This window comes from Glutamicibacter sp. AGC84, from assembly GCF_053543575.1.
Genome location: NZ_JBLVOC010000009.1, coordinates 107,098 through 129,088, shown reverse-complemented (window position 1 = coordinate 129,088; position 21,991 = coordinate 107,098). Strand labels below are relative to the sequence as shown.

Here is a 21,991-nt window from a genome sequence, read left to right as displayed (position 1 = left end):
CCACTGGGTTGATAGGCAGGATGTGGAAGCAAGGACTAAAGACTTGTGTAGCTGACCTGTACTAATAGGCCGATGACTTTCAACACACAATAAAACAATATTTGAACTGATGATTTCAATGCTGTTCGCGTTCACTATGCGGTTACGAGACAACAACCTCTAACCAGCAAATACGGATGAGTTACAAGACTTTGTAGCACCGGAAAACATTGACCAGGAAACGTTTTGGTTTGTGTGCTTCGTGATTGTTACGGCGGTCATAGCGTGGGGGAAACGCCCGGTCCCATACCGAACCCGGAAGCTAAGGCCCACTGCGCCGATGGTACTGCACTCGTGAGGGTGTGGGAGAGTAGGTCACCGCCGGACTTAACTTGAGTAGATGGTTTGAGGCCCTGGTACCGTTTGGTGCCGGGGCCTCACCTGTTTAACTAGACTATTTAAGCCGTACGCGCATCGGCGGTCCTCGCCCTTCCTATCTTCATGGAAGTAGATAAGGTGTGTAGTAGAAATAACAAGATCTTCTACACGAGGGGCTTTCCTTGACCACCGAGACTACGAGTCCACTGACATACCGCGACGATTCAATTCGTCCCCAGGACGATCTCTACCGCCATAGCAATGGCAAGTGGTTCGAGACAGCAACAATTCCAGGAGATCAAGGAATTTACGGTTCCTTCATGGAACTCCGCGACCAGGCTGAGGCTGCGGTCCACGGAATCATTAATGAAGCAGTGCAGAAGGTCGATTCCGGTGCAGAAACTGACGCCGCCACCCAGCGCATTGCCCGCCTCTACAGCTCATTCATGAATGAAGCCGTTATCGAAGAACGCGGTGCCGATCCGGTTGCTGTCTTCTTGAATACTATTTCGGATATCCAGAACACCGAACAGCTGCTCGAAGTATGCGGTTTCTTCCAGCGCAAAGGCATCAGCGGCTTCATGGATATCGGCGCGATGAACGACGCCGGCAATCCGGACCGGAACCTGCTGACCTTCCTGCAAGGCGGCCTGGGCCTGCCTGATGAGTCCTACTATCGCGAAGAGCAGTTCGCTGAAACCGTATCCGACTACCAGGACCACCTTGGCCGCCTGCTGGCCCTTGGCGGTATTGCTGATGCCGAAGCCGCGGCCGCACATGTCGTAGCGCTCGAGAAGGCCATGGCCTCGCATCACTGGGACCGGGTCAAGGTCCGCGATGCTCAGGCACGCTACAACCTGATGTCCGATGAGGAGCTTTCCGCGCTTTTCCCAGGCGTGAGGACCTGGCTGGCTGGCGCCGGCATTGAGCCGAAGTACTACAGCGAAGTTGTCGTCTGGCAGCCAAGCTACCTTCAGGGATTGTCTGAGCTATTCGGCTCCCAGCCGCTGGATGCCTGGAAGAACTGGTTGCGGGTCCAGGTGCTGCGCTCCTTCGCTCCCTACTTGTCCAGCGCATTCGTCAATGAGAATTTCTCCTTCTACTCGGCCAAGCTCGGTGGCGTGGAACAGCTCAAGGAACGCTGGAAGCGAGGTGTCGCATTCACCGAAGGTGCTGTTGGCGAAGACATCGGCCAGCTGTACGTGGCTGAGCACTTCCCTGCAGAGGCCAAGGGCGCCATGGACGCGCTGGTTCAGCGGCTCATCGAGGCTTACCGCATCTCGATCAGCGAACTGTCCTGGATGGGCCCGGAGACCATCGAAAAGGCATTGGATAAGCTTTCCAAGTTCCGTCCGAAGATCGGCTACCCGAACCAATGGATCGACTACTCTGCCATCCAGGCTGATGAACTGGACGTCATCGCGAATATTGCCTCGGCGAACGAATTCGAGTTCGCTCGTGAATTGAAGAAGATCGATGACGGGGTGGATCGCGAACTGTGGTTCATGTTCCCCCAGACTGTGAACGCCTACTACCACCCGCTGCTGAACGAAATCGCGTTCCCAGCGGCAATCCTGCGCCCGCCATTCTTCGACGTGAACCGCGACATCGCCTCGAATTTCGGCGGCATCGGCGCGGTCATCGGCCACGAAATCGGCCACGGCTTCGATGACCAGGGCTCGCAGTTCGATGGCACTGGCCAGTTGACCAATTGGTGGACCGATGAGGACCGGGCTTCCTTCGAGAAGCTGACCGCCAAGCTGGTGGACCAGTACAACGCGCTGTCCCCTTCAGAAGCCCCGGAACACAACGTCAACGGCGCACTGACCCTGGGCGAGAACATCGGCGACCTCGGTGGATTGGGTATTGCCTACAAGGCCTACAAGCTCGAGTTGGCCGCCCTTGGCATACAGGAAGATGAAGTGATCGACGGCATCACCGGCGACCAGCGCTTCTTCTACTCCTGGGCCGAATGCTGGCGCACGCTGATTCGTCCGGAGACCGCGGTGGTACGCGTGACCACCGACCCGCATGCACCCGGGGAGTTCCGCTGCAACCAGGTGCCGAAGAACCTGGCATCCTTCCACGAGGCCTTCGGCACCAAGCCCGGCGATGGCATGTGGCTGGATCCAGCTGACCGCGTAGAAATCTGGTAAACCGCATAACTGAATGGATAGGGCAGGGGCAAAGCCAGCTTTGCCCCTGCCCTATCCTGCGTTACGGGCCAAGATCACTGTGTAAGGCTGATCATGAAGGGCTTCAACTGCACGCCATGACACGTAGAATGGTCTATTGTGACTTCCGAAAATAATTCCGCACAGGCCCCAGATCCAAACGACCAGCGACAGGTGCGCACCGATAAGCGCAACCAGCTGCTGGCCAAGGGCGAGGAAGCCTACCCGGTAGGCATAGCTCGCACCCACTCGTTGCAGGAAATCCGCGACAAGTACGAGCACCTCGAAGCTGGTGAAGAGACCGAAGACGTCGTCGGCATCGTCGGCCGCATCGTTTTCATGCGCAACACCGGCAAGCTGTGCTTCGCCACCTTGCAGGAAGGCGGCCAGAAGGGCGAAGGGGTTCGCCTGCAGGTCATGCTCTCGCTTGCCAACGTTGGCGAAGAGCGCCTGGCCCAGTGGAAGTCGCTCGTCGATCTGGGCGACCATGTGTTCGTGACCGGCAAGGTCATCTCCTCGCGCCGCGGCGAGCTGTCCATCATGGCAGACGCTTGGGAAATGGCTTCCAAGGCCCTGCGCCCACTGCCGGTGCTGCACGCCGATCTGAATGAAGAGACCCGCGTGCGCCAGCGCTACGCCGACTTGATCGTGCGCAACGAGGCCCGCGAAATGGTCTACAAGCGCGCCGCGATCGTCCGCGCCGTACGCAACACCCTGGAGAACCGCGGCTACGTCGAGGTTGAGACCCCGATGCTGCAGCTGGTTCACGGTGGCGCTTCGGCCCGTCCATTCAAGACGCACCTGAACGCCTTTGACCAGGAAATGACCCTGCGCATCGCAACCGAGCTGTACCTCAAGCGTTGCGTCGTTGGCGGTGTTGACCGCGTCTTCGAGGTGGGGCGCATCTTCCGCAACGAGGGTGTCGACTCGACCCACTCGCCGGAATTCACCACCTTGGAATCCTACGAAGCCTACGCCGACCAGTACGTCATGGCTGATCGCATCAAGGAAATCATTCTCAACGCCGCTGATGCCATTGGCGCCGGCCGCAGCATCGAGACCCCTAAGGGCACCGCTAACCTGGACGGCGAATGGCGCTGGGTCAGCGTCTACCCTGGCCTGTCCGAAGCTGTCGGCGTGGAGATCACCCCGGAAACCGATGCTTCGGTGCTGCGCGAAGTCGCTGCGAAGCACGAAGTGAAGATCGATCCGGCCTGGGGCGCCCAGAAGCTGGTCATCGAGCTGTTCGGCGAAATCGTCGAGCCGACCTTGATCGACCCGACCTTCGTGTGCGACTACCCGCCACTGGCACAGCCGCTGGCACGCCCGCATCGCTCGAAGCCGGGAGTCATCGAGGCCTGGGACCTGATCATCGGCGGCATGGAGCGCGGTACCGCGTTCTCCGAGCTGATTGACCCGGTGATCCAGCGCGAGCGCCTGACCGAGCAGTCCCTGATGGCTGCTGGCGGCGATCCGGAAGCAATGCAGCTTGACGAAGACTTCCTTCGTGCATTGGAATACGGTGCACCGCCGATGGGCGGTATCGGTTTGGGTATCGATCGTCTGGTTATGCTTTTCACCAACGTCGGTATTCGTGAAACTATTCTGTTCCCACTCCTAAAGCCGGAGGCATAGGAATGCCATATATCGAGGCGATCGTCCCGACAATCGGCCTGGCGCTGCTTTTCTGGTACGTGATGAAAGCAATTACAAACGCGGATCGAAAAGAACGCCAAGCTGAAGCTGAAGCTGATGCGCTAATTCAAAATCGCTCGGATTCTAATAATCCAGTAAACGAGAATTAGTCTTTCCTGAAAGAACCTTGTGAATTCTGATGATAATTAGAGTTTAGTGCGGCTATTTGTATATGCTTGTTGTTTGAAATGGGCTGATGATCGAATGTCAGTTGGTCCAGTACATTCAAGCTCGGAGGAATTCCTAAATGGCACGTCAGGTTCAAATTGCCCTGATCGACGATATTGATGGTAGCGAGGCGACTGAATCTATTGCATTCAGCGTCGCTGGTCAGCATTTTGAAATCGACCTGAACGACGAGCATGCTGCTCAGTTCCATGCAGCCATCGAGCCGTACATCGATGCGGCGCGCTCGTCGAAGCAGACTGCAGCGAGCGAAGCTCCAGCAATCCGCGCATGGGCGAAGGAAAACAACATCAAGGTCAACGCACGCGGACGCCTTAATGCAGAAGTTGTAGATGCCTACAATGCTGCAATGCGCAAGGGCGGGCGAAACCGCGCGAAGTAATTTGCGGGGTTTTCAACAAGTCTCAATATAAGAGCCGGCACGCAATGCGTGCCGGCTCTTATTCTTATAACGACGTTCGTAATTCATCCAATACTTTCATTGAAGATCGCAATATTGGTGAGCCAAGTAAATCCGGAAATTAATTGCACCTCAATTACGGATTTCCGGTACCAGGGGACCGCTTCGGTTATCCCTGTGGCGAACAAGGGCGCATTGCCGGCGCTTGGTGCGTAGCATCGAATTATTGGTAAGCAAGGAGTGTGCCGAAGATGTTTGAGAGATTTACCGACCGTGCCCGTCGAGTTGTCGTGCTCGCCCAAGAAGAGGCGCGCATGCTCAACCACAACTACATCGGCACCGAGCACCTGTTGCTCGGTCTAATCCACGAAGGCGACGGTGTCGCCGCAAAGGCGCTTGAGTCGCTGAATATTTCGCTGGGTGCCGTTCGTGAGCAGGTTCAGGAGATTATCGGCAAGGGCCAGCAGGCGCCTTCCGGTCATATCCCGTTCACTCCTCGCGCCAAGAAGGTTTTGGAGCTCTCGTTGCGCGAAGCGCTGCAGCTGGGGCATAACTACATTGGTACCGAGCACATCCTGCTCGGCCTGATCCGCGAGGGCGAGGGCGTCGCAGCCCAGGTCCTGGTGAAATTGGGTGCTGACCTCGGTCGCGTGCGCCAGCAGGTCATCCAGCTGCTCTCGGGCTACCAGGGCGGCAAGGAAACTGCCTCCGCTGGCGTCAGCTCGGGCGGACAGCAGGAAGGCACCCCGGCAGGCTCGGCGGTGCTCGACCAGTTCGGCCGCAACCTCACCGCAGCTGCCCGCGAGGGCAAGCTCGATCCAGTGATTGGCCGCGAGCACGAGATGGAACGCGTCATGCAGGTCCTCTCGCGCCGTACCAAGAACAACCCGGTGCTGATCGGCGAGCCTGGTGTCGGCAAGACCGCAGTCGTCGAGGGCCTGGCCCAGTCGATCGTGCGCGGCGATGTGCCCGAGACCATCAAGGACAAGCAGCTGTACACCCTGGACCTCGGTTCCCTGGTGGCCGGCTCCCGCTACCGCGGCGCCTTCGAGGAACGCCTGAAGAAGGTCCTCAAGGAAATCCGCACCCGTGGCGATATCATCCTGTTCATCGACGAGATCCACACCCTCGTTGGTGCTGGTGCCGCCGAGGGCGCCATCGATGCCGCGTCGATCCTCAAGCCGATGCTGGCTCGTGGCGAACTGCAGACCATCGGTGCCACCACCTTGGATGAGTACCGCAAGAATATCGAGAAGGATGCAGCGCTTGAGCGCCGCTTCCAGCCGATCCAGGTCAAGGAGCCTTCGGTAGAGCTGACCACGCAGATCCTGCGTGGCCTGCGCGACCGCTACGAGGCGCACCACCGCGTGACCATCACCGATGGTGCACTGCAGGCCGCTGCCACGCTGGCGCACCGCTACATCTCCGATCGCTTCCTGCCGGACAAGGCCGTGGACCTGATCGACGAGGCGGGCGCACGCCTGCGCATCCAGCGCATGACCGCTCCTCCGGCCTTGAAGGAAATGGACGAGGAAATCGCCACCGTGCGCCTGGAGAAGGAAGCTGCGATTGACGCGCAGGACTTCGAAGGGGCTGCCTCGCTGCGCGATAAGGAATCCAAGCTGATTGAGGCCCGCAACGAGAAGGAGAAGTCCTGGCGCAATGGCGACATGGACGAAGTCTCCGAGGTGACTGAGGACCTTATTGCCGAGGTACTTGCCAACTCCACCGGCATCCCGGTTGTGAAGCTGACCGAGGAAGAGTCCACGCGCCTGCTGAACATGGAAGACGAGCTGCACAAGCGCGTCATCGGCCAGGACTCGGCGATCAAGGCCATCTCCCAGGCGATCCGCCGTACCCGTGCAGGCCTGAAGGATCCGAACCGCCCAGGTGGTTCGTTCATCTTCGCCGGCCCAACCGGTGTAGGCAAGACCGAGCTGGCCAAGGCGCTGGCAGAGTTCCTCTTCGGTGAAGAAGACGCGCTGATCACCCTGGACATGTCCGAATACTCGGAGAAGCACACCGTTTCCCGGCTCTTCGGTGCTCCTCCGGGCTACGTCGGCTACGAAGAGGGCGGGCAGCTGACCGAGAAGGTCCGCCGCCGTCCGTTCTCCGTAGTGCTCTTCGACGAGGTCGAGAAGGCGCATGCCGACTTGTTCAACTCATTGCTGCAGATCCTGGAAGACGGCCGCTTGACCGACTCCCAGGGCCGTGTGGTGGACTTCAAGAACACCATCATCATCATGACCACCAACCTCGGTACCCGCGACATCTCCAAGGGTGTGATGACCGGCTTCCAGTCGGCCGCGGATACCAAGACCGGTTACGAGCGCATGCAGGCCAAGGTCCAGGAAGAACTGCGTCAGCATTTCCGCCCTGAATTCCTGAACCGTGTTGATGACACCGTGGTCTTCCCGCAGCTGAACCAGGACGAGATCGAAGAAATCGTCGACCTGTTCATCGCACGCCTGGCCAAGCGCCTGGAAGAACGCGAGATCACCATCGAGCTGACCCAGGCTGCCCGCAGCCTGCTGGCCCAGCGCGGTTACGATCCAGCAATGGGTGCCCGCCCGCTGCGCCGCACCATCCAGCGCGATATCGAGGACCAGCTCTCCGAGCGCATCCTCTTCAGCCAGATCGTTGCGGGCCAGAAGGTCACCGTCGACGTCGAGGGCGAAGGCGAGAGCCGCAAGTTCGTCTTCCACGCTGAAGGCGGCACCGGCCAGCTGGAAGGCGAGCCGGCACCGGCAGCACTGGAAAGCTAGGCCGCAGAGGCATAACCCATAGCCGTGGAACTGACAACGTTCAGTTCCACGGCTATTGGCTTTAATCCGGCCATGTCGTAGGCTCAACACATGAAGAAGCGAAGCAAAGGGCAACAGCTGATTGCCGCTTCCTGCCTCGCAGTCATGGCCTATTCAGCCCTGTACCTTCTCCTCCGTCCCCAGCTTCCTGGACAATTGGTGCGCCATGCCGGCACCGACGGAGCCGGATACGGCCCAACGTGGCTGGTGGTGCTGGTGATTGGTGCCGCGGGCACGCTCAGTATTGCCATCGGCATCATTGCCTACCGCGAGTTCACCTCATTGGGGCACTGGAACCCGGGACCGAAATCGATTGTGGTCTGCTTCCTGGCCGCTGGCTTCGGAATCCTCGGACTGGGCGCTGCCATGCTTCTCGCTGCCATGGGAGAAGACGCCGCGCAGCAAGGCACCCTGCCTATTGGCATGGGACTGCTTGGGCTGATCGGGGTCTTCGCGCTTTCCGCCTCGCTGCTGGCAAAGGCATTGCCCCAGGCGGAGCAAGAAAGCCTCGACGCCTGAAGAGCAATCGATTCCCTCCGGGCGTGCTGGGCTTAGCGGGCCACCGCCTTGGCTACCAACTCGGCAAGCATTTCTTCGAGCTGCCCATCAAGCGCGGTAATGGCGAACGAGGTGGGCCATAGGGTGCCCTCATCCAGCTGCGCAACATCGTTGAAGCCGAAAGTCAGGTAGCGGGTACCGAACTTCTTGGCATCCTGCATGAAGCACAAGATCTTGCCGTCCAAAGCGTAAGCGGGCATGCCATACCAGGTTTTCGGCTCCAATTCCGGAGCCGTCTCGGTGATGATCCGGTGCAGCTTCTGCGCAAGCACCTTGTCGTTGCCCTCGAAGGAAGCAATCTTCTCTTCCACTTCCTTGCGGGCCTGTTCCGCCTTCTCGGCTTTGGTCATGCGCTTCTTCGAAGTGCGCACCTCAGCGGCCCGCTCTTTCATCGCGGCCTTCTCGGCGGCTGAAAAGCCTTCTTGTTCTGAACTGCTCATGCTTCTTCTCCCTGAACTGCTTGGTTGATACGGACCATATTTCCCGAAGGATCGCGGAAGGCGCAATCGCGCGGACCCCACGGTTGGTCCATTGGCTCCTGCAGGACTTCAGCGCCCGACGCGCTCAAAGTTTCAAAGACCTTGTCCAGATCATTGGTGGACAGCACCAGCGGGCCGATCGCGCCCTTGGCTACCAGCTCGGCCAAGGCCTGCGCATCGGCAGCTGACCGGCCAGCGCCCGGAGCCGAAAGCACCAGGCTGGTGCCGGCGCCGTCGGAGCCGCCAAGGGACACCCAGCGGAAGCCGCCGTTGGCGACATCGGAGAGGACCGTGAAGCCCAGCGCATCGCGGTAGAACGCGAGCGCCTCATCCACATCGAGCACGGTCAAAGGGACATGATTGATTGAAATGCTTGCCATGGCTCCAGCCTAGGGAGCGCCGACCAGATAGCGCTTCTTCAAAACTGCTCAGAATCTCTCGGGACGCAAAAGGATCTTGGCGATGCAGGCAGGGATCTGCTCGGTGGCTGAATGGTCCCGTTCCCGGTATGACGAGGGAGTTTCGCCGACCACTTCGGTGAAGCGCGTGCTGAAGGAACCCAGAGAGGTCCATCCCACTTGCATGCAAGCATCTGTTACCGAGACCGATGCGCGCAGCAGATGCATGGCGCGCTCGATACGGCGGGTGAGCAAATAGGCATGCGGGGTCTCGCCATAGGCCCGCTTGAACTCCCTGGAAAAATGAGCAGGAGACATGGAAGCACGCTGGGCCAACGCAGGCACATCCAATGGTTCCGCATAGTGCCGGTCCATCAGGTCCCTGGCCCGGCGCAGGTGCGCCAGGGTTTTCAGCGCTTCGGCATCCACCGGCTAGCCCCGGTTCCTGGCTCGCAGGACAAGGAATGCACCCAGCACCGTTGAGCACAGGTAGATCCCGGTGACGGTGATCCAGCCCGCGGTGAAGCCACCGGCCGAGCCGACCAGCAGGCCCATGGCCAAGGGCCCCACGGTGAAACCGCCAAACTGGCCCGCCGAGACGATTCCGCTGGCACTTCCCAGGCGGCTTGCGGGGATCACCCGCAGCAAGCCCGCCATCAGCACTACCGAAACTCCCAGGGCCGAGGCCCCGTGCAGGCAGACCGCTAGCCAGAGCAAGGCCACCGAGTGCAGCTGCTGGGCCATCAGGAAGCTGGCACCGCCCGCAGTGGCCAGTGACGCCAGCAGCAGCAAGAGCTTAGGCGCTGATACGCCGCGTGACATCATCTGCCCCCATCCGACGCGGGCGGAAACGCCAATGACGCCAGCGACCGCGGCGGTCAGGCCGCCAGCGACCAAGGAGAAGTCCAGCTCGCGGACCGCAAAGAGCGCCAGGTAGACGTTGGTCGCCTGTACGCCGACACCGTTGATGAAACCGAATAGGGCCAGCGCAAAAATGACGAACTTCGTGGAGGGGGTGGCCGCAGCCACCGGCTGGCTCGCGCCCGTTGCCGCCTTCTGCGGGGCAGGCGCGGCGAGCATGGGGGTTGCGCGGATAACCCGTACAGCGATCACCGCGAGGACCGCGGCGAGCACGGCGCCGGCCAGCGATGCTCCGTTCCAGCCAATGAATGCAGCCAGCAGCGGGAACCCCACGCTGCCTACGAGCTGTGAAACCTGCACGCCAGACTGCTTGATGCCGGTCCACGTGATGCGCTGGGCACTAGGGACGCGCTGGGCCAGAATGCGGTTGGTGACCCCGTTGGGGAATGACTGGGCGAAGCCGGCCAAACCGGAAGCCGCCAGGAGCAAGACGTAGCCTGCGGGAATGGCTGCCAAGCCCAGCGCGACCGCCGTCGTGCCGAAGATCAGCAGGACCAGCCTGGTATCCGGTTGCCTGTCGGAGAACTTCCCGAAGACGGCGTTACCCAGTGCGGCGCAGCCGAAGCACACTGTCGCCAACAGGCCGAACTGGGATTCGGTGATTCCCAAATCCCTGATGACCAGGTCGCTGGTGGCGTTCAACCCGTAATTAAGCAGGGGAGCGATGCCGACGGCGGATAGGAGGATGGCAAGCAACCCGAATCCGGGGCGTGCTGTTCTAGCTGGCATCCTCATCCTTGCTCCAGTGCGACTTCAATGTTCAAGTTTATCTTGGCACACCGTGTTGCGGGATGTTCCTTCAATGACATATCCGGCATCTGCTTCGATTCTGCAAACGGTGGGGCATAGGATTTAGAACGTGAACTCTTTTACCGTCCGCTCAGCCAGAACCAGTGATGTCAACGCTATCCGCAATCTTGTGCGCCCGTTGGCCGAGGAACGGATCCTGCTGGATAAGGAAGCGGTCACCTACTACGAGTCCATCCAGGAATTCCTGGTCGCCGAGGACGCGGACGGCAATGTTGTCGGCTGCGGCGGTTTGCACGTCATCTGGGAAGACATCGCCGAAATCCGTACCTTGGCGACCTCGGGCGAGCTGCGTGGCAAGGGCGTAGGCCATGTCCTGCTCTCCGAACTCTTGGAACGTGCCCGGGAAGTCGGGGTTGGCCGCGTCTTCTGCCTGACCTTCGAAGTGGATTTCTTCATACGCCAAGGCTTCAAGGTGATGGCTGACCAGAGCGCCGTGGATCCAGCGGTATACCAGGAGATCCTGCTCTCCCGGGATGAAGGCGTTGCTGAATTCCTGGACCTCGCCCGCGTGAAGCCGAATACCTTGGGCAACACCCGGATGATCATTACGCTGGACTGATACTTCTAGTCCATCCGGTCGTAGCGCGCACGGAATACCAGGTACAGTGCGTAGCAAACCAGGCCCGCACCGATAGCAACCAGGGCAACCGGCCCAAACGGCTGATCCTGGATGGCCTTCAGCGCGCCATCGATGCCGCTGGCCTCTTCCGGGTCGCGCTGTACCGTGGCCACGATGAAGAGCAGGCCCACGGCACCGAGGACTACGCCTTTGGCAGGATAGCCCAGCATGCCCGAGTACTTGATCGCGCGCGATACCTCGGTATTTCCGGAACCCGAGAGATCCTTCAAGAACTTCCGGGTGGCACCCTTGTAGATGTAGTAGCCGGCCATGGCCAGCAGCCCCAGGCCCAAGGCGATCAGCAACCCCCGGCCAAGTCCGGTCTTCATCATTTCTCCGCTGAAGCTGGTGGCAGTCTTTCCCGAATCACTGGGAATTCCCACCGCAAACCGCCCAAAGGTGAAGCCGACAGCCAAGAAGGACACCGAGATGGCCGCGGACTTGAGCCTGCCCTTCAGCTCGTTTTCGGGCAAGAAGGCCTGCGCCAAGGACCATAGGCCCAGCAATAGTGCGCCGATTGCGCAGATCCACAGCAAGACCATGCCGAAAGGCTGCTCTGCCAAGGCGCCCATGGCTCCGCCCTGATCGGCTTCCGCCTTGCCGCCGGCAGCGACGAAAGCTGCGAGGATTCCCACGGTTGCGTGAAGTACGCCGTTGGCGACGTATCCCAGGCGTGCGGCGCGTTCGAACCATGGGTGCTTGGCTACGTGGCGAACAGCAGCGGCCGGATCAACTGAAGCGTTCATGGGCTAAGCATAGGTAGGCATCAGGGCATAAAGCTAGCCGCTTCTGGCTCGTTCCGGGCCGATGCTACGAAGGCAGGCGGATTCCATCTTCTTCGGCGATCGCCAGGCCATCTTTGAGCAGCCCGGCCAGTGCCCGTTCACGCTGCTCCAATGGTGATTGCAATTGGTCAAGCGCCACATACCTTGCATGCGATTCATGGGACAGCTCGGCCAGGAAGGACTGCTCTGGCACCGCCTGCTCATGCTCGCGCAGGATCGCCATGATGGCGCCGCGGACCTGCCGGTCCGTACCCTTCCAAGCTTGTCCCTTCGGGATGTAGTGCGGGGCCGGCTGCCCCTGGGCAATCCATGCGCACTGCTGGAAGACCGGGCATTGCTCGCACTTCGGGCTGCGAGCGGTGCACACCAGGGCACCGAGTTCCATTACCGAAATATTCCACAGATTCGCTGCCTGATGATCCTCGGGCTGGACTTCTGCAGCCCGGGCGAATTCACTGGCACGCGGGCTTGGCTCGGGCAATGCCATGCCGCCAAAGAGCCGTGCATGCACGCGGCGAATATTCGTGTCCACGACAACGGTGCGCTCGCCGAAAGCAAAGCAGGCAATGGCGGCCGCGGTGTAGGAGCCGATGCCCGGCAAGGCCAGGAGCTCGGCTTCGGTGCGCGGGACTTCGCCGTTGTACTCGGTGGTGATCTCCACGGCGGCGGCATGCAAGCGCTGCGCGCGCCGCGGATAGCCCAGCCGTCCCCACGCTTTCAGTGCTTCGGACAGCGGTTCCGCAGCCAGATCCTGCGGCCGTGGCCAGCGGCGCATCCATTCTTCCCAAACCGGCAAGACACGAACTACCGGAGTCTGCTGGAGCATGAACTCGCTGACCATGACTTCCCAGCCGCTCACTCCGGGGCGTCGCCAAGGCAGGTCGCGGGCGTTCTCTAGGTACCAGGTGTTGATGGTGTTGTGGATTTGCTGCACCCCACCACTCTAAGCCAGCGCACCGTCCGCCCGGAATCAGCGGGAATGGATTGCAGAACGTGATTTGCCCTGGATCCTACGCCATTACCGGCTTCGGGCAGGCAAATGAATTAGCCTTAAGCCATGAGCAACGCATCAGGGGGGAAACCATCGGCCAGCGTCTACCGGCGCAGGCGGATCACCGTGGCAGTACTTGCCCTGGTGCTCGTCGGCCTGCTTGTCTGGGGCGTCGTTGCGCTGGCCGGATTGTTCTCCCCTGATGAGAAGAAAACTGCAGGCAATGAGCCAAGCGCCCAGCAAACCCAGTCGGTTCCTTCGCCATCGCCAGAGCCGGAAGACGACGAAGCTGCGGCCAAGAAGTGCAAGAGCGACGAGGTCGAGATTACTGCGACTACCGATGCGAAAAGCTACGCCTCGGACAAGAAGCCGACCTTGCTGCTGGGCATCGAAAATGTTTCCAAGCGCGAATGCGAATTGAACGTCGGAACCACGCAGCAGGAGTTCCTGGTTTCCAGCGGCGCGGACCGCATCTTCTCCACCATCGATTGCCTGGATGGCGCAGAAGATGTGAACCTGGCCTTCAAGCCGGGGCAGAAGGAGAACGCGCGCTTCACCTGGAACCGCGAGCGTTCGGCTCCCGGGTGCAAGTCGGTCAGCGTGCAGCCGCGTCCGGGAACCTACAAGTTCACCGCCGCTATCGGCGACTTCGTTTCGGAGCCGGTCACCTTCACCTTGGAGTGAAAACGCCTAGATGTAGCGATCCAGCAACGAGGATTCGGCCATGCGGGCCAGCCCTTCCCGGATGGAGCGTGCACGCTGCTCGCCGACGCCCTCGATTTCCATGAGCTGGCTGGTGGACGCTGCCATGAGCAGCTGCAAGTTATCGAAGGACGCCACCAGGCGGTCCCCGACCAGCTTGGGCACCGTGCGGATCTGCGAAAGCAGGCGGTAGCCCTTCGGGGTCAGCTGGTCGTCTTGGCCAATGGTGGAGTGCGGGAACAGGATCTTGGTCAGGCCATCAAGCTCAATGAGCTGGGCATCGGAAACTTCATGCAGCGTCTCCAGGGCACGCTCGATATCCAGCTCCTGGCCTTCCGCGTCGGAATAGTCCCGCAGGAGCAACTGGTTATCCGCCTGGATGCCGGAGAGCAATTCCGCATGCTGGGCCGCCAGCAGGCGCCCATCGATGCCCAGCTCCAGCACGTAGCGGGAGATTTCTTCGCTGGTACGGCGCAGCATCTCGGTGCGCTGCAAGACAGCGAGCACTTCCCGCGCGGTGGCGACATCTTCAATTTCCGCAGCTGACAGGGCGCTGGTGACCTGGTCCAGGCGGTGGCGGTACCGTTCCAAGGTAGCAATAGCCTGGTTGCCGCGGGCCAGCAGGCGCTCGGCTGGCTCGAGCACATGGCGCTCGCCGTCGGCATAGAGGGTGATGGTCTGCATGGACTGCGAAACCGAAATCGTCGGGAACCCGGTTTGCGCGGCTACGCGTTCTGCCGTGCGGTGGCGGGTGCCGGACTCCTGGGTTTCAATCTGCGCATCCGGCATCAGCTGCACGCCGGCCTGCTGGATCTGGCGTCCTGTGCCGTCCAGAATGATCGCGCCGTCCATCTTGGCCAGTTCGCGGATGCGTGTAGGCGTGTATTCGGTGTTGATCCTGAAGCCGCCGGAGCTGATCGACTCCACGAGCCTGTCATGGCCCAGCACTATGAGAGCGCCAGTACGGCCGCGCTGGATCCGTTCAAGACCCTGGGCGAGCTCGGTACCCGGGGCAATCTGGGCCAGAACGGCAAGGAATCCGGGGGTTGGGTGCGCTTTCAACTTGCGTCCTTTCGGCGGGCAGCAACAATCAAGTTTATCCTGCGGGCTTCTGTCGCTGGTTAAACGCAATATCCAGCGCCTGCGCGATGTTCTCCACCTGGAATACGCGGATGCCCTCGGGGATATTCTTCAACGGTTCCGGGGTGGCCGGAGCCATCGCGAAAGAGAAGCCCAGACGCTGCGCCTCGGTGATGCGCCGTGAGATTTCCGGTACTTGCCGAACTTCGCCGGCCAAGCCGACTTCGCCGAAGGCCACGAAGTCCTGCGGCAGCGGGAATTCATTCATCGAAGAAGCCAATGCCAGCGCGCAGGCCAGATCCGAGGCGGGTTCGGCAATTTTCACGCCACCCACGGTGGCGATATACGAGTCCATGGACGACAGATCCATATGCGCGCGGGCCTGCAGCACCGCCACAACCATTTGCGCCCGCGCGGCATCCAAGCCACTGGTGGCCCGGCGGGCAGCAGGGGCATTGCTGCGCGAGAGCAAGGTCTGCACCTCGGCAACCAGCGGCCGGCGGCCCTCCATCGTGACGGTGATGCAGGTGCCCGGCACCGGGGTGCGGGTTCGGGTGACGAAAAGCTTGGAAGGATCGGTCAGCGATTCAATGCCGTCTTCATTCAAATCGAAGCAGCCCACCTCGTCGGTGGCTCCGTAGCGGTTCTTCAGCGCGCGCAGGATGCGCAACCGCGAATGCTTCTCGCCATCGAACTGGCAGACCACGTCCACCAGGTGCTCGAGCAGCCGTGGGCCGGCGACCGAACCTTCCTTGGTCACGTGGCCGACCATGATGGTGGACATGGCTCGGGTCTTGGCCGCGTTGATGATCGAGGCAGCGACTTCGCGCACCTGGGAAACGCCGCCGGCAGCGCCGTCCACCTCTGCCGAGGAGAAGGTCTGCACCGAGTCCAGGATCAGCAGCTGCGGATCGATCTCCTGGATCTGGCCCAAGGCCAGAGCCAGGTCGGTTTCGGCGGCCAGGAACAGCGTATCGGCGATGGCGTTGATGCGTTCGGCGCGGGACTTTACCTGCGCGGCGGACTCTTCACCGGTTAGATAGAGCACGCGCAAGCCGGTTTGCGCGGCTTTCGCGGCAACGTCCAAGAGCAGCGTGGACTTGCCCACGCCAGGTTCGCCGGCCAGCAGGATCGCGGCTGCCGGAACCAGGCCGCCACCGAGCACGCGGTCAAGTTCGGAGACGCCACTGGGGCGGAAGGCCGCTTCGGAGCCGTCAATCTGCGCGATCGGCTTGGCTGGGTGGGCCACCTTGGCCGCGGCTACGGTACGGGCGGAGACGACACCCACTTCTTCGACAGTGCCCCAGGCCTGGCATTCGCCGCAGCGGCCCACCCACTTAATCGTGGTCCACCCGCATTCAGAGCATTTGAACGATGCGGAAGACTTGCTGCGAGTGGAGGTTTTGGCCATGGCTCAATGCTATCGAGCTATGCGGACATTTTCGTTCAGGACAGCTTGGGCAGCACTTCGATGGCTTCTTCGTGTTCGCGGCCTGCCGCTTCGAGCAGATCCACCACCATCGGGCGCAGCAGCAAGACCAGGCCTTCGCCCTGGAGCCCCTCAACTCCCAGGGCGCGCGGATCCAGTTGGGCGGCGACGCCTTCGAGCTGCAGCTGGGCGGCCTTCTCGTATTTGCGTTGGCCAGCCACCGTGGTTTCGCGCACCGAGTGCGCCAAGGTGTTGACCGCCTCGGATAGCTCGCGCATCAGGGGAGCCAAGGTTTGCGCGCCTTCCGGGGTCAGTGCGCTGTTGCTGAGCACGGAAGCAAGGCGCCGGGCGAAGACCCGCGAGTTGCGGGCGGCCCAGTCGTAGTGGTTGAAACGCTTGGATAGCCGGTTCAGTTCATGGCGGTGGCGACGCCCGGTGGGGGAAATCGTTGCGATTTCCTTCGAAGCGCGGAAGGCGGCTGGCAGCATATCCAGGTACTTCTGGGTTCCGCGAGCCTTGATCAGTGCGTGGAAGGCTGCGCGCCGGTCATCGTCGCGGATGGCCCAGGCGCATTCCAAAAGCGCTTCGGAGAGCTCCTTGAACAGATCCGATAACGCGGACACCGGGCTGCGCCGCGGGTCGGTAGGCCAGAAAATAATCACCAGCAGGGCAAGCAGGGACCCGGTCAGGGCATCGATGGAACGGGCAAATGGCCCATCCGCGCTGATGGGCAGCAGCACTACCAGTGCCGATTGCATGCCCAGCTGGGTGGAGAAGATGGCACCGGAATCCAAATAGCGGGCAATGACCAGACTCAGCGACATCACCAGTGCGGCCTGCCAGATCCCCTGCCCGAACCAGTGCATGAGGGTATCGCCCAGCGCCACCCCCAGGGTGCACCCCAGGGCGACTTCGGCGGTTTTGCGCACGGTGGTGGAGGCGCCGAAGCCCAGGGAAACCAGCGCGCTGGTGGCTGCGAAAATCGGTTGGGAATGTCCCCAGATGCTTTCGGCGATCCAAAAGGCTCCGATTGCGCCAAGCGTCATGCGCAGGATTCTAGGCAGGGAGTTGCGCGAGCGTATCAGCCCAGCGCGATTGCGCTGCGCTATGAATCCGAATAGATGCGCTGGCATGCGCTTCACTTTCCGCCCAGTTGCCATGGCTTCAGTCTTCCACGTGTTCGGCGGCAGGTGGCAGAAGCTGCCGGGATATTGCGCTGGTGAGCAGGATCACTTGGCTTCGGGTACGTTGTTAACCTTATGTTCACCTTTGCCGGGGGAGCTGGTTACTTTCGATCTTTAACGTCGTAGATGAAGCGGGAAGAAGCCGCTGAAGGTTTTACATCGATCTACCAACATGGGGAGTAAATCTCGTGAAGCTCAATCGCTTTGGCAGCGCAGCTGCTGTTCTTTCCGTAGCGGCACTCGCGCTGACCGCTTGCGGCTCGGATAACCCAACCGCCGCAGCAGGTTCTGAAGGTGCCGAGGCGTCGGCAGCATCCGGTGTCACCGGAACCCTGACCGGCATCGGCGCATCCAGCCAGAACTCGGCCATGGAAGCATGGACCACCGGCTTCAAGACCGCTAACCCGGAAGCCAACGTGCAGTACTCGCCAGATGGCTCCGGCGCAGGCCGCGAAGCATTCCTGGCCGGTGGCGCGCAGTTCGCCGGCTCGGATGCATACCTGAAGGAAGACGAAGCCGAAAAGGCCAAGGAAGTTTGCGGCCCCGAAGGCGCATTCAACATCCCGGCCTACGTTTCGCCGATCGCGATCGCTTTCAACCTCGAAGGCGTTGAAGAGATCAACATGGACGCAGCCACCATCGCCAAGGTGTTCAAGAAGGAAATTACCAAGTGGAACGATGAGGCTATCGCCAAGCAGAACGAAGGCGTTGAACTCCCGGACACCGCAATCACCGTGGTGCACCGCAATGATGAGTCCGGTACCACCGAGAACTTCGTCGAGTACCTGAAGGCCGCAGCGGCTGACGTTTGGAGCTACGATGTTTCCGGCGACTGGCCAAGCGACATCCAGTCGGAGAATGCCAAGGGCACCTCTGGCGTGGTTTCGACCACCACCTCCACCAACGGCGCAATCACCTACGCCGACTTCTCCGCAGTGGGCGGCCTGTCCACCGTGAACGTGAAGGTCGGCGAGGAATACACCAAGATTTCTGCTGAAGCAGCTGCCAAGGCACTGGAGACCGCAACCCCAGTCGAAGGCGCAGCCGAGAACGACCTGGCTCTGGACCTGGAGCGCGACACCACCGAAGCGGGCACCTACCCAATCGTCCTGGTTTCGTACCACATCTTCTGCAGCAGCTACAAGGACCAGGCAACAGCCGATCTGGTCAAGGCCTTCGGCAACTACGTCATCTCCGAAGACGGCCAGAAGACCGCGCAGGCTTCGGCAGGCAACGCCCCGATCTCGGCAGCCATTGCCGAGAAGGCAAAGAAGTCGATCGACGGCATCACCGTCGCCGAGTAGTACCCCGCCGGGCAACCGGCACCAGGTGCGGGTGGACGAACTCACCCACCCGCACCAGCAGTACCCCTCCACCCCCGCAGTGAAAACTGCACCACCCCCGTTTCGTAAAGGCTCTAGCCATGACTACCAATGCTTTGACAAGCAAGTCATCGACTTCCGGCCGCGCTGGTGACAAGATCTTCTCCGGTGCCGCCCTGGGCGCCGGTGTCCTGATCCTGATCACGCTCTTCGCGGTCGCGGTCTTCTTGCTGATCCAAGCCCTGCCGACGTTCTTCGCCGATCCGGCGGAGATTTCCGGCGGCGCAGGATTCTTCGCTTACATCTGGCCGATTGTTATCGGCACCGTGATCGCAGCGGCTATCGCGCTGCTGATCGCCACCCCGATCGGCATCGGCGTGGCGCTGTTCATCTCGCACTTCGCTCCACGCAAGGTCGCAGGCCCGCTGGGCTACCTGATCGATCTGCTGGCCGCGATCCCCTCGGTGATCTACGGCGCGTGGGGCTACATGGTGCTCGCTCCGGCTCTGGTTCCAGGCTACGAATGGCTGGCCAAGAATCTGGGCTTCATCCCCATCTTCGAAGGCCCGGCCAGCCAGACCGGCAAGACCATGCTCACCGCCGGCATCGTGCTGGCCGTGATGGTGCTGCCGATCATCACCTCGCTGAGCCGCGAGATCTTCTTGCAGACTCCCAAGCTGCACGAGGAAGCCGCGCTGGCACTGGGCGCAACCCGCTGGGAAATGATCACCACCGCGGTGATCCCCTTCGCCCGTCCGGGCATCATTTCCGCCGTCATGCTGGGTCTGGGCCGCGCCTTGGGCGAGACCATGGCCGTCGCGCTGGTGCTCTCCACCGGCAACCTGATCCCATCGCTGATCAAGACCGGCAACCAGACTATCGCCGCGGAAATCGCCTTGAACTTCCCTGAGGCCTTCGGCCTGCGCCTGGCAGAGCTGATCGCCGCCGGCCTGGTCCTGTTCCTGATCACCCTGGTCGTGAACATGATCGCTCGTGGAATCATCGCCCGCCACAAGGAATTCTCGGGAGCTAACTGATGAGCACCATGACTACTAACCAGAGCAACAGGCCCGGGGCCCCGACTCCACCGGTGCGCAAGCGCAACTCCCTGGCCAAGGGCAAGCTGCCGAAGTGGGCCATCTGGGCGATCGCCGCAGGCGCCATCATTGTCGGCGCGGCAGCGTCCACGCTGACCGGCTTCAACGTCGCCTCCTTCGCCATCTACTCGGCGCTCATCTTCCTGGTGGCCGCCTCCGTGATCACCACCGCAGCTGAAGGCAAGCGCCGCGGCAAGAACGCGATGTGGACCTACCTGATCTACGCGGCGTTCATCGTCGCCGTGATCCCGCTGGTATCCGTGCTCTATACGGTGCTGGAAAAGGGCATGCCGGGCATGAACAGCCACTTCCTGTTCAGCTCCATGAACGGCGTGACCGGCGCGGTGGACAATGAATCGGTCGCCAATGGCGCCCCGGTAGTCGGCGGCGCGTACCACGCGGTGATGGGCACCTTGCTGATCACCCTGTGGGCCACCTTGATCTCCGTTCCAGTGGGCATGCTGACCGCTGTCTACTTGGTGGAATACGGGCAGGGCAAGGCGCTGTCCAAGGCGATCACCTTCTTCGTCGACGTGATGACCGGCATTCCTTCGATCGTTGCCGGCCTATTCGCAGCGGCCTTCTTCGGCATGATCCTGGGTCCGAACGCCCGCATGGGCATCGTCGCGGCGGTCGCGTTGAGCGTGCTGATGATCCCAACGGTGGTCCGCTCCACCGAGGAAATGCTCAAGATCGTTCCCAACGAACTGCGTGAAGCTTCCTTCGCGCTGGGCGTGCGCCGCTGGCGCACCATCTTGAAGGTCGTCATCCCGACCGCGATCTCCGGCATCGCCTCGGGCGTCACCCTGGCCATCGCCCGCGTGATCGGCGAGACCGCGCCAATCCTGGTCACCGCAGGCATCGCAAGCCAGATCAACATGAACGTCTTCGCAAACTGGATGTCCACGCTGCCGACGTTCATCTACTACCAGATCCTGACTCCGACCAGCCCGACGAACATCGACCCGTCGGTGCAGCGCGCCTGGGCTGCCGCCCTGCTGCTGATCTTCATGGTCATGGCTTTGAACCTCATCGCCCGACTGGTCGCTTCGATCTTCGCCCCAAAGAAGGGCCGTTGAGCTAAGGCTCCGGTCCGGACAAACCCGAACTTTTCAAGGATTACATCATGGCAAAACGCATTGACGTCAACGACCTGAACGTCTACTACTCCAAGTTCCTCGCCGTTGAAGGCGTCTCGATCAACATCGAGCCGAAGTCAGTCACCGCTTTCATCGGCCCCTCGGGCTGCGGCAAGTCCACCTTCCTGCGCACCTTGAACCGCATGCACGAGGTCATCCCGGGCGGCCGCGTCGAGGGCCAGGTCCTGCTGGACGGCGACGACCTGTACGGCGCCGGCGTCGACCCGGTCACCGTGCGCAGCCAGATCGGCATGGTCTTCCAGCGTCCGAACCCGTTCCCGACCATGTCCATCAAGGACAACGTGCTCGCCGGAGTGAAGCTGAACGGCCAGCGGATTTCCAAGTCCGATGCCGATGCCCTGGTCGAGAAGTCGCTGCGCGGCGCCAACCTGTGGAACGAAGTCAAGGATCGCCTGGACAAGCCGGGCTCGGGACTCTCCGGCGGCCAGCAGCAGCGCCTGTGCATCGCCCGCACCATTGCGGTCAAGCCGGACGTGATCCTGATGGATGAGCCTTGCTCGGCATTGGACCCGATCTCCACCCTGGCTATCGAGGACCTGATCAACGAACTGAAGAACGACTACACCGTAGTGATCGTGACCCACAATATGCAGCAGGCTGCACGCGTGAGCGACAAGACCGCGTTCTTCAACATTGCGGGCACCGGCAAGCCGGGCAAGCTCATCGAGTACAACGACACTGCAGCCATCTTCTCCAACCCGGAGCAGAAGGCCACCGAGGATTACGTCTCCGGACGCTTCGGATAAAGATTTCGGATACCGCCGCTCCTTGAGACGGCGGTAGACGGACCGGAAGGGGGGTCTTCCGGGGATCCTGGAGGGGATCACCGCCAGGGGGGGG

Annotated in this window: 21 protein-coding genes and 1 rRNA gene; 13 read left to right on the top strand and 9 right to left on the bottom strand. The window is 61.2% G+C overall.

Going from position 1 to position 21,991, the window contains the following annotated elements; all coding sequences use genetic code 11:
* Positions 1–249 precede the first annotated feature (249 nt).
* From rrf to ACNPN0_RS06620, 7 genes are all read left to right on the top strand, one after another.
* Positions 250–366 (top strand): 5S ribosomal RNA (gene rrf / locus ACNPN0_RS06650).
* 173 nt (positions 367–539) lie between these two features.
* The gene (locus tag ACNPN0_RS06645; RefSeq protein WP_332499179.1) at positions 540–2,513 is read left to right on the top strand and encodes a M13 family metallopeptidase; all 1,974 of its coding nucleotides are present in this window, start codon (positions 540–542) and stop codon (positions 2,511–2,513) included.
* A gap of 138 nt (positions 2,514–2,651) precedes the next feature.
* Positions 2,652–4,166, top strand: coding sequence for a lysine--tRNA ligase (lysS, locus tag ACNPN0_RS06640; RefSeq protein WP_448937243.1), 1,515 nt, complete (start codon positions 2,652–2,654; stop codon positions 4,164–4,166).
* Between the two features lie 2 nt (positions 4,167–4,168).
* A complete protein-coding gene (locus tag ACNPN0_RS06635) occupies positions 4,169–4,336 on the top strand; it encodes a hypothetical protein (protein WP_166650875.1) in 168 nt (55 codons plus the stop codon).
* 137 nt (positions 4,337–4,473) lie between these two features.
* Positions 4,474–4,794: a histone-like nucleoid-structuring protein Lsr2 gene (locus ACNPN0_RS06630; RefSeq protein ID WP_105659017.1), complete on the top strand. Its 321-nt coding sequence runs from the start codon at positions 4,474–4,476 to the stop codon at positions 4,792–4,794.
* A gap of 269 nt (positions 4,795–5,063) precedes the next feature.
* Entirely contained in the window at positions 5,064–7,577 is a 2,514-nt protein-coding gene (locus tag ACNPN0_RS06625) for an ATP-dependent Clp protease ATP-binding subunit (protein ID WP_448938863.1), read from the top strand.
* A gap of 90 nt (positions 7,578–7,667) precedes the next feature.
* A complete protein-coding gene (locus ACNPN0_RS06620) occupies positions 7,668–8,135 on the top strand; it encodes a hypothetical protein (RefSeq protein WP_332488534.1) in 468 nt (155 codons plus the stop codon).
* A gap of 32 nt (positions 8,136–8,167) precedes the next feature.
* Here ACNPN0_RS06620 and ACNPN0_RS06615 read toward each other — a convergent pair whose 3' ends face one another.
* Genes ACNPN0_RS06615 through ACNPN0_RS06600 form a run of 4 tightly spaced genes read right to left on the bottom strand, consistent with a single transcriptional unit; the run spans position 8,168 to position 10,701 of the window.
* Complete coding sequence (locus tag ACNPN0_RS06615; protein WP_105659014.1) at positions 8,168–8,614, bottom strand: iron chaperone; 447 nt, start codon at positions 8,612–8,614, stop codon at positions 8,168–8,170.
* Positions 8,611–9,033: a VOC family protein gene (locus ACNPN0_RS06610; RefSeq protein WP_105659013.1), complete on the bottom strand. Its 423-nt coding sequence runs from the start codon at positions 9,031–9,033 to the stop codon at positions 8,611–8,613. Before ACNPN0_RS06610 ends, ACNPN0_RS06615 begins: the two co-directional genes overlap by 4 nt.
* A 48-nt stretch (positions 9,034–9,081) precedes the next feature.
* Entirely contained in the window at positions 9,082–9,426 is a 345-nt protein-coding gene (locus tag ACNPN0_RS06605; RefSeq protein WP_219844379.1) for a helix-turn-helix transcriptional regulator, read from the bottom strand.
* Positions 9,427–9,483: 57 nt separating this feature from the next.
* Positions 9,484–10,701, bottom strand: coding sequence for an MFS transporter (locus tag ACNPN0_RS06600; protein WP_286134409.1), 1,218 nt, complete (start codon positions 10,699–10,701; stop codon positions 9,484–9,486).
* Positions 10,702–10,831: 130 nt separating this feature from the next.
* Between ACNPN0_RS06600 and ACNPN0_RS06595 the strand changes: the two genes are divergently transcribed.
* Positions 10,832–11,341 (top strand): amino-acid N-acetyltransferase, encoded by a 510-nt coding sequence (locus ACNPN0_RS06595; RefSeq protein ID WP_105659010.1) that lies wholly within the window; start codon positions 10,832–10,834, stop codon positions 11,339–11,341.
* A gap of 5 nt (positions 11,342–11,346) precedes the next feature.
* Here ACNPN0_RS06595 and ACNPN0_RS06590 read toward each other — a convergent pair whose 3' ends face one another.
* Together ACNPN0_RS06590 and ACNPN0_RS06585 are read right to left on the bottom strand one after the other, a co-directional pair.
* On the bottom strand, positions 11,347–12,147 hold the full coding sequence (locus ACNPN0_RS06590) for a DUF1206 domain-containing protein (RefSeq protein ID WP_105659009.1): 801 nt from the start codon (positions 12,145–12,147) through the stop codon (positions 11,347–11,349).
* Positions 12,148–12,211: 64 nt separating this feature from the next.
* Positions 12,212–13,120, bottom strand: a complete 909-nt coding sequence (locus ACNPN0_RS06585) for an A/G-specific adenine glycosylase (RefSeq protein ID WP_105659008.1) — start codon at positions 13,118–13,120, stop codon at positions 12,212–12,214.
* Between the two features lie 123 nt (positions 13,121–13,243).
* Between ACNPN0_RS06585 and ACNPN0_RS06580 the strand changes: the two genes are divergently transcribed.
* Complete coding sequence (locus tag ACNPN0_RS06580; RefSeq protein ID WP_105659007.1) at positions 13,244–13,861, top strand: hypothetical protein; 618 nt, start codon at positions 13,244–13,246, stop codon at positions 13,859–13,861.
* 6 nt (positions 13,862–13,867) lie between these two features.
* Here the strand turns inward: ACNPN0_RS06580 and disA are convergent, their stop codons facing one another.
* From disA to ACNPN0_RS06565, 3 genes are read right to left on the bottom strand one after another with little or no spacing between them, the layout of a single operon-like run.
* Positions 13,868–14,941 carry a DNA integrity scanning diadenylate cyclase DisA gene (gene disA, locus ACNPN0_RS06575; RefSeq protein ID WP_105659006.1) on the bottom strand — a complete coding sequence of 358 codons (1,074 nt, stop codon included), beginning with the start codon at positions 14,939–14,941 and terminating at the stop codon, positions 13,868–13,870.
* Between the two features lie 34 nt (positions 14,942–14,975).
* Positions 14,976–16,370, bottom strand: coding sequence for a DNA repair protein RadA (gene radA / locus ACNPN0_RS06570; protein WP_105659005.1), 1,395 nt, complete (start codon positions 16,368–16,370; stop codon positions 14,976–14,978).
* A gap of 35 nt (positions 16,371–16,405) precedes the next feature.
* Positions 16,406–17,434: an FUSC family protein gene (locus ACNPN0_RS06565; RefSeq protein ID WP_286134711.1), complete on the bottom strand. Its 1,029-nt coding sequence runs from the start codon at positions 17,432–17,434 to the stop codon at positions 16,406–16,408.
* 326 nt (positions 17,435–17,760) lie between these two features.
* Here ACNPN0_RS06565 and pstS point away from each other — a divergent pair, with 326 nt between their 5' ends.
* The 4 genes from pstS to pstB all read left to right on the top strand — a co-directional run bounded on the left by pstS (position 17,761) and on the right by pstB (position 21,897).
* A complete protein-coding gene (gene pstS, locus ACNPN0_RS06560; RefSeq protein ID WP_105659003.1) occupies positions 17,761–18,876 on the top strand; it encodes a phosphate ABC transporter substrate-binding protein PstS in 1,116 nt (371 codons plus the stop codon).
* 119 nt (positions 18,877–18,995) lie between these two features.
* Positions 18,996–19,931, top strand: a complete 936-nt coding sequence (pstC, locus tag ACNPN0_RS06555; RefSeq protein ID WP_105659002.1) for a phosphate ABC transporter permease subunit PstC — start codon at positions 18,996–18,998, stop codon at positions 19,929–19,931.
* Entirely contained in the window at positions 19,931–21,070 is a 1,140-nt protein-coding gene (gene pstA / locus ACNPN0_RS06550) for a phosphate ABC transporter permease PstA (RefSeq protein WP_448937244.1), read from the top strand. The genes pstC and pstA overlap by 1 nt, the downstream gene beginning before the upstream one ends.
* Before the next feature lie 47 nt (positions 21,071–21,117).
* A complete protein-coding gene (gene pstB / locus ACNPN0_RS06545) occupies positions 21,118–21,897 on the top strand; it encodes a phosphate ABC transporter ATP-binding protein PstB (protein WP_105659000.1) in 780 nt (259 codons plus the stop codon).
* Positions 21,898–21,991 lie beyond the last annotated feature (94 nt).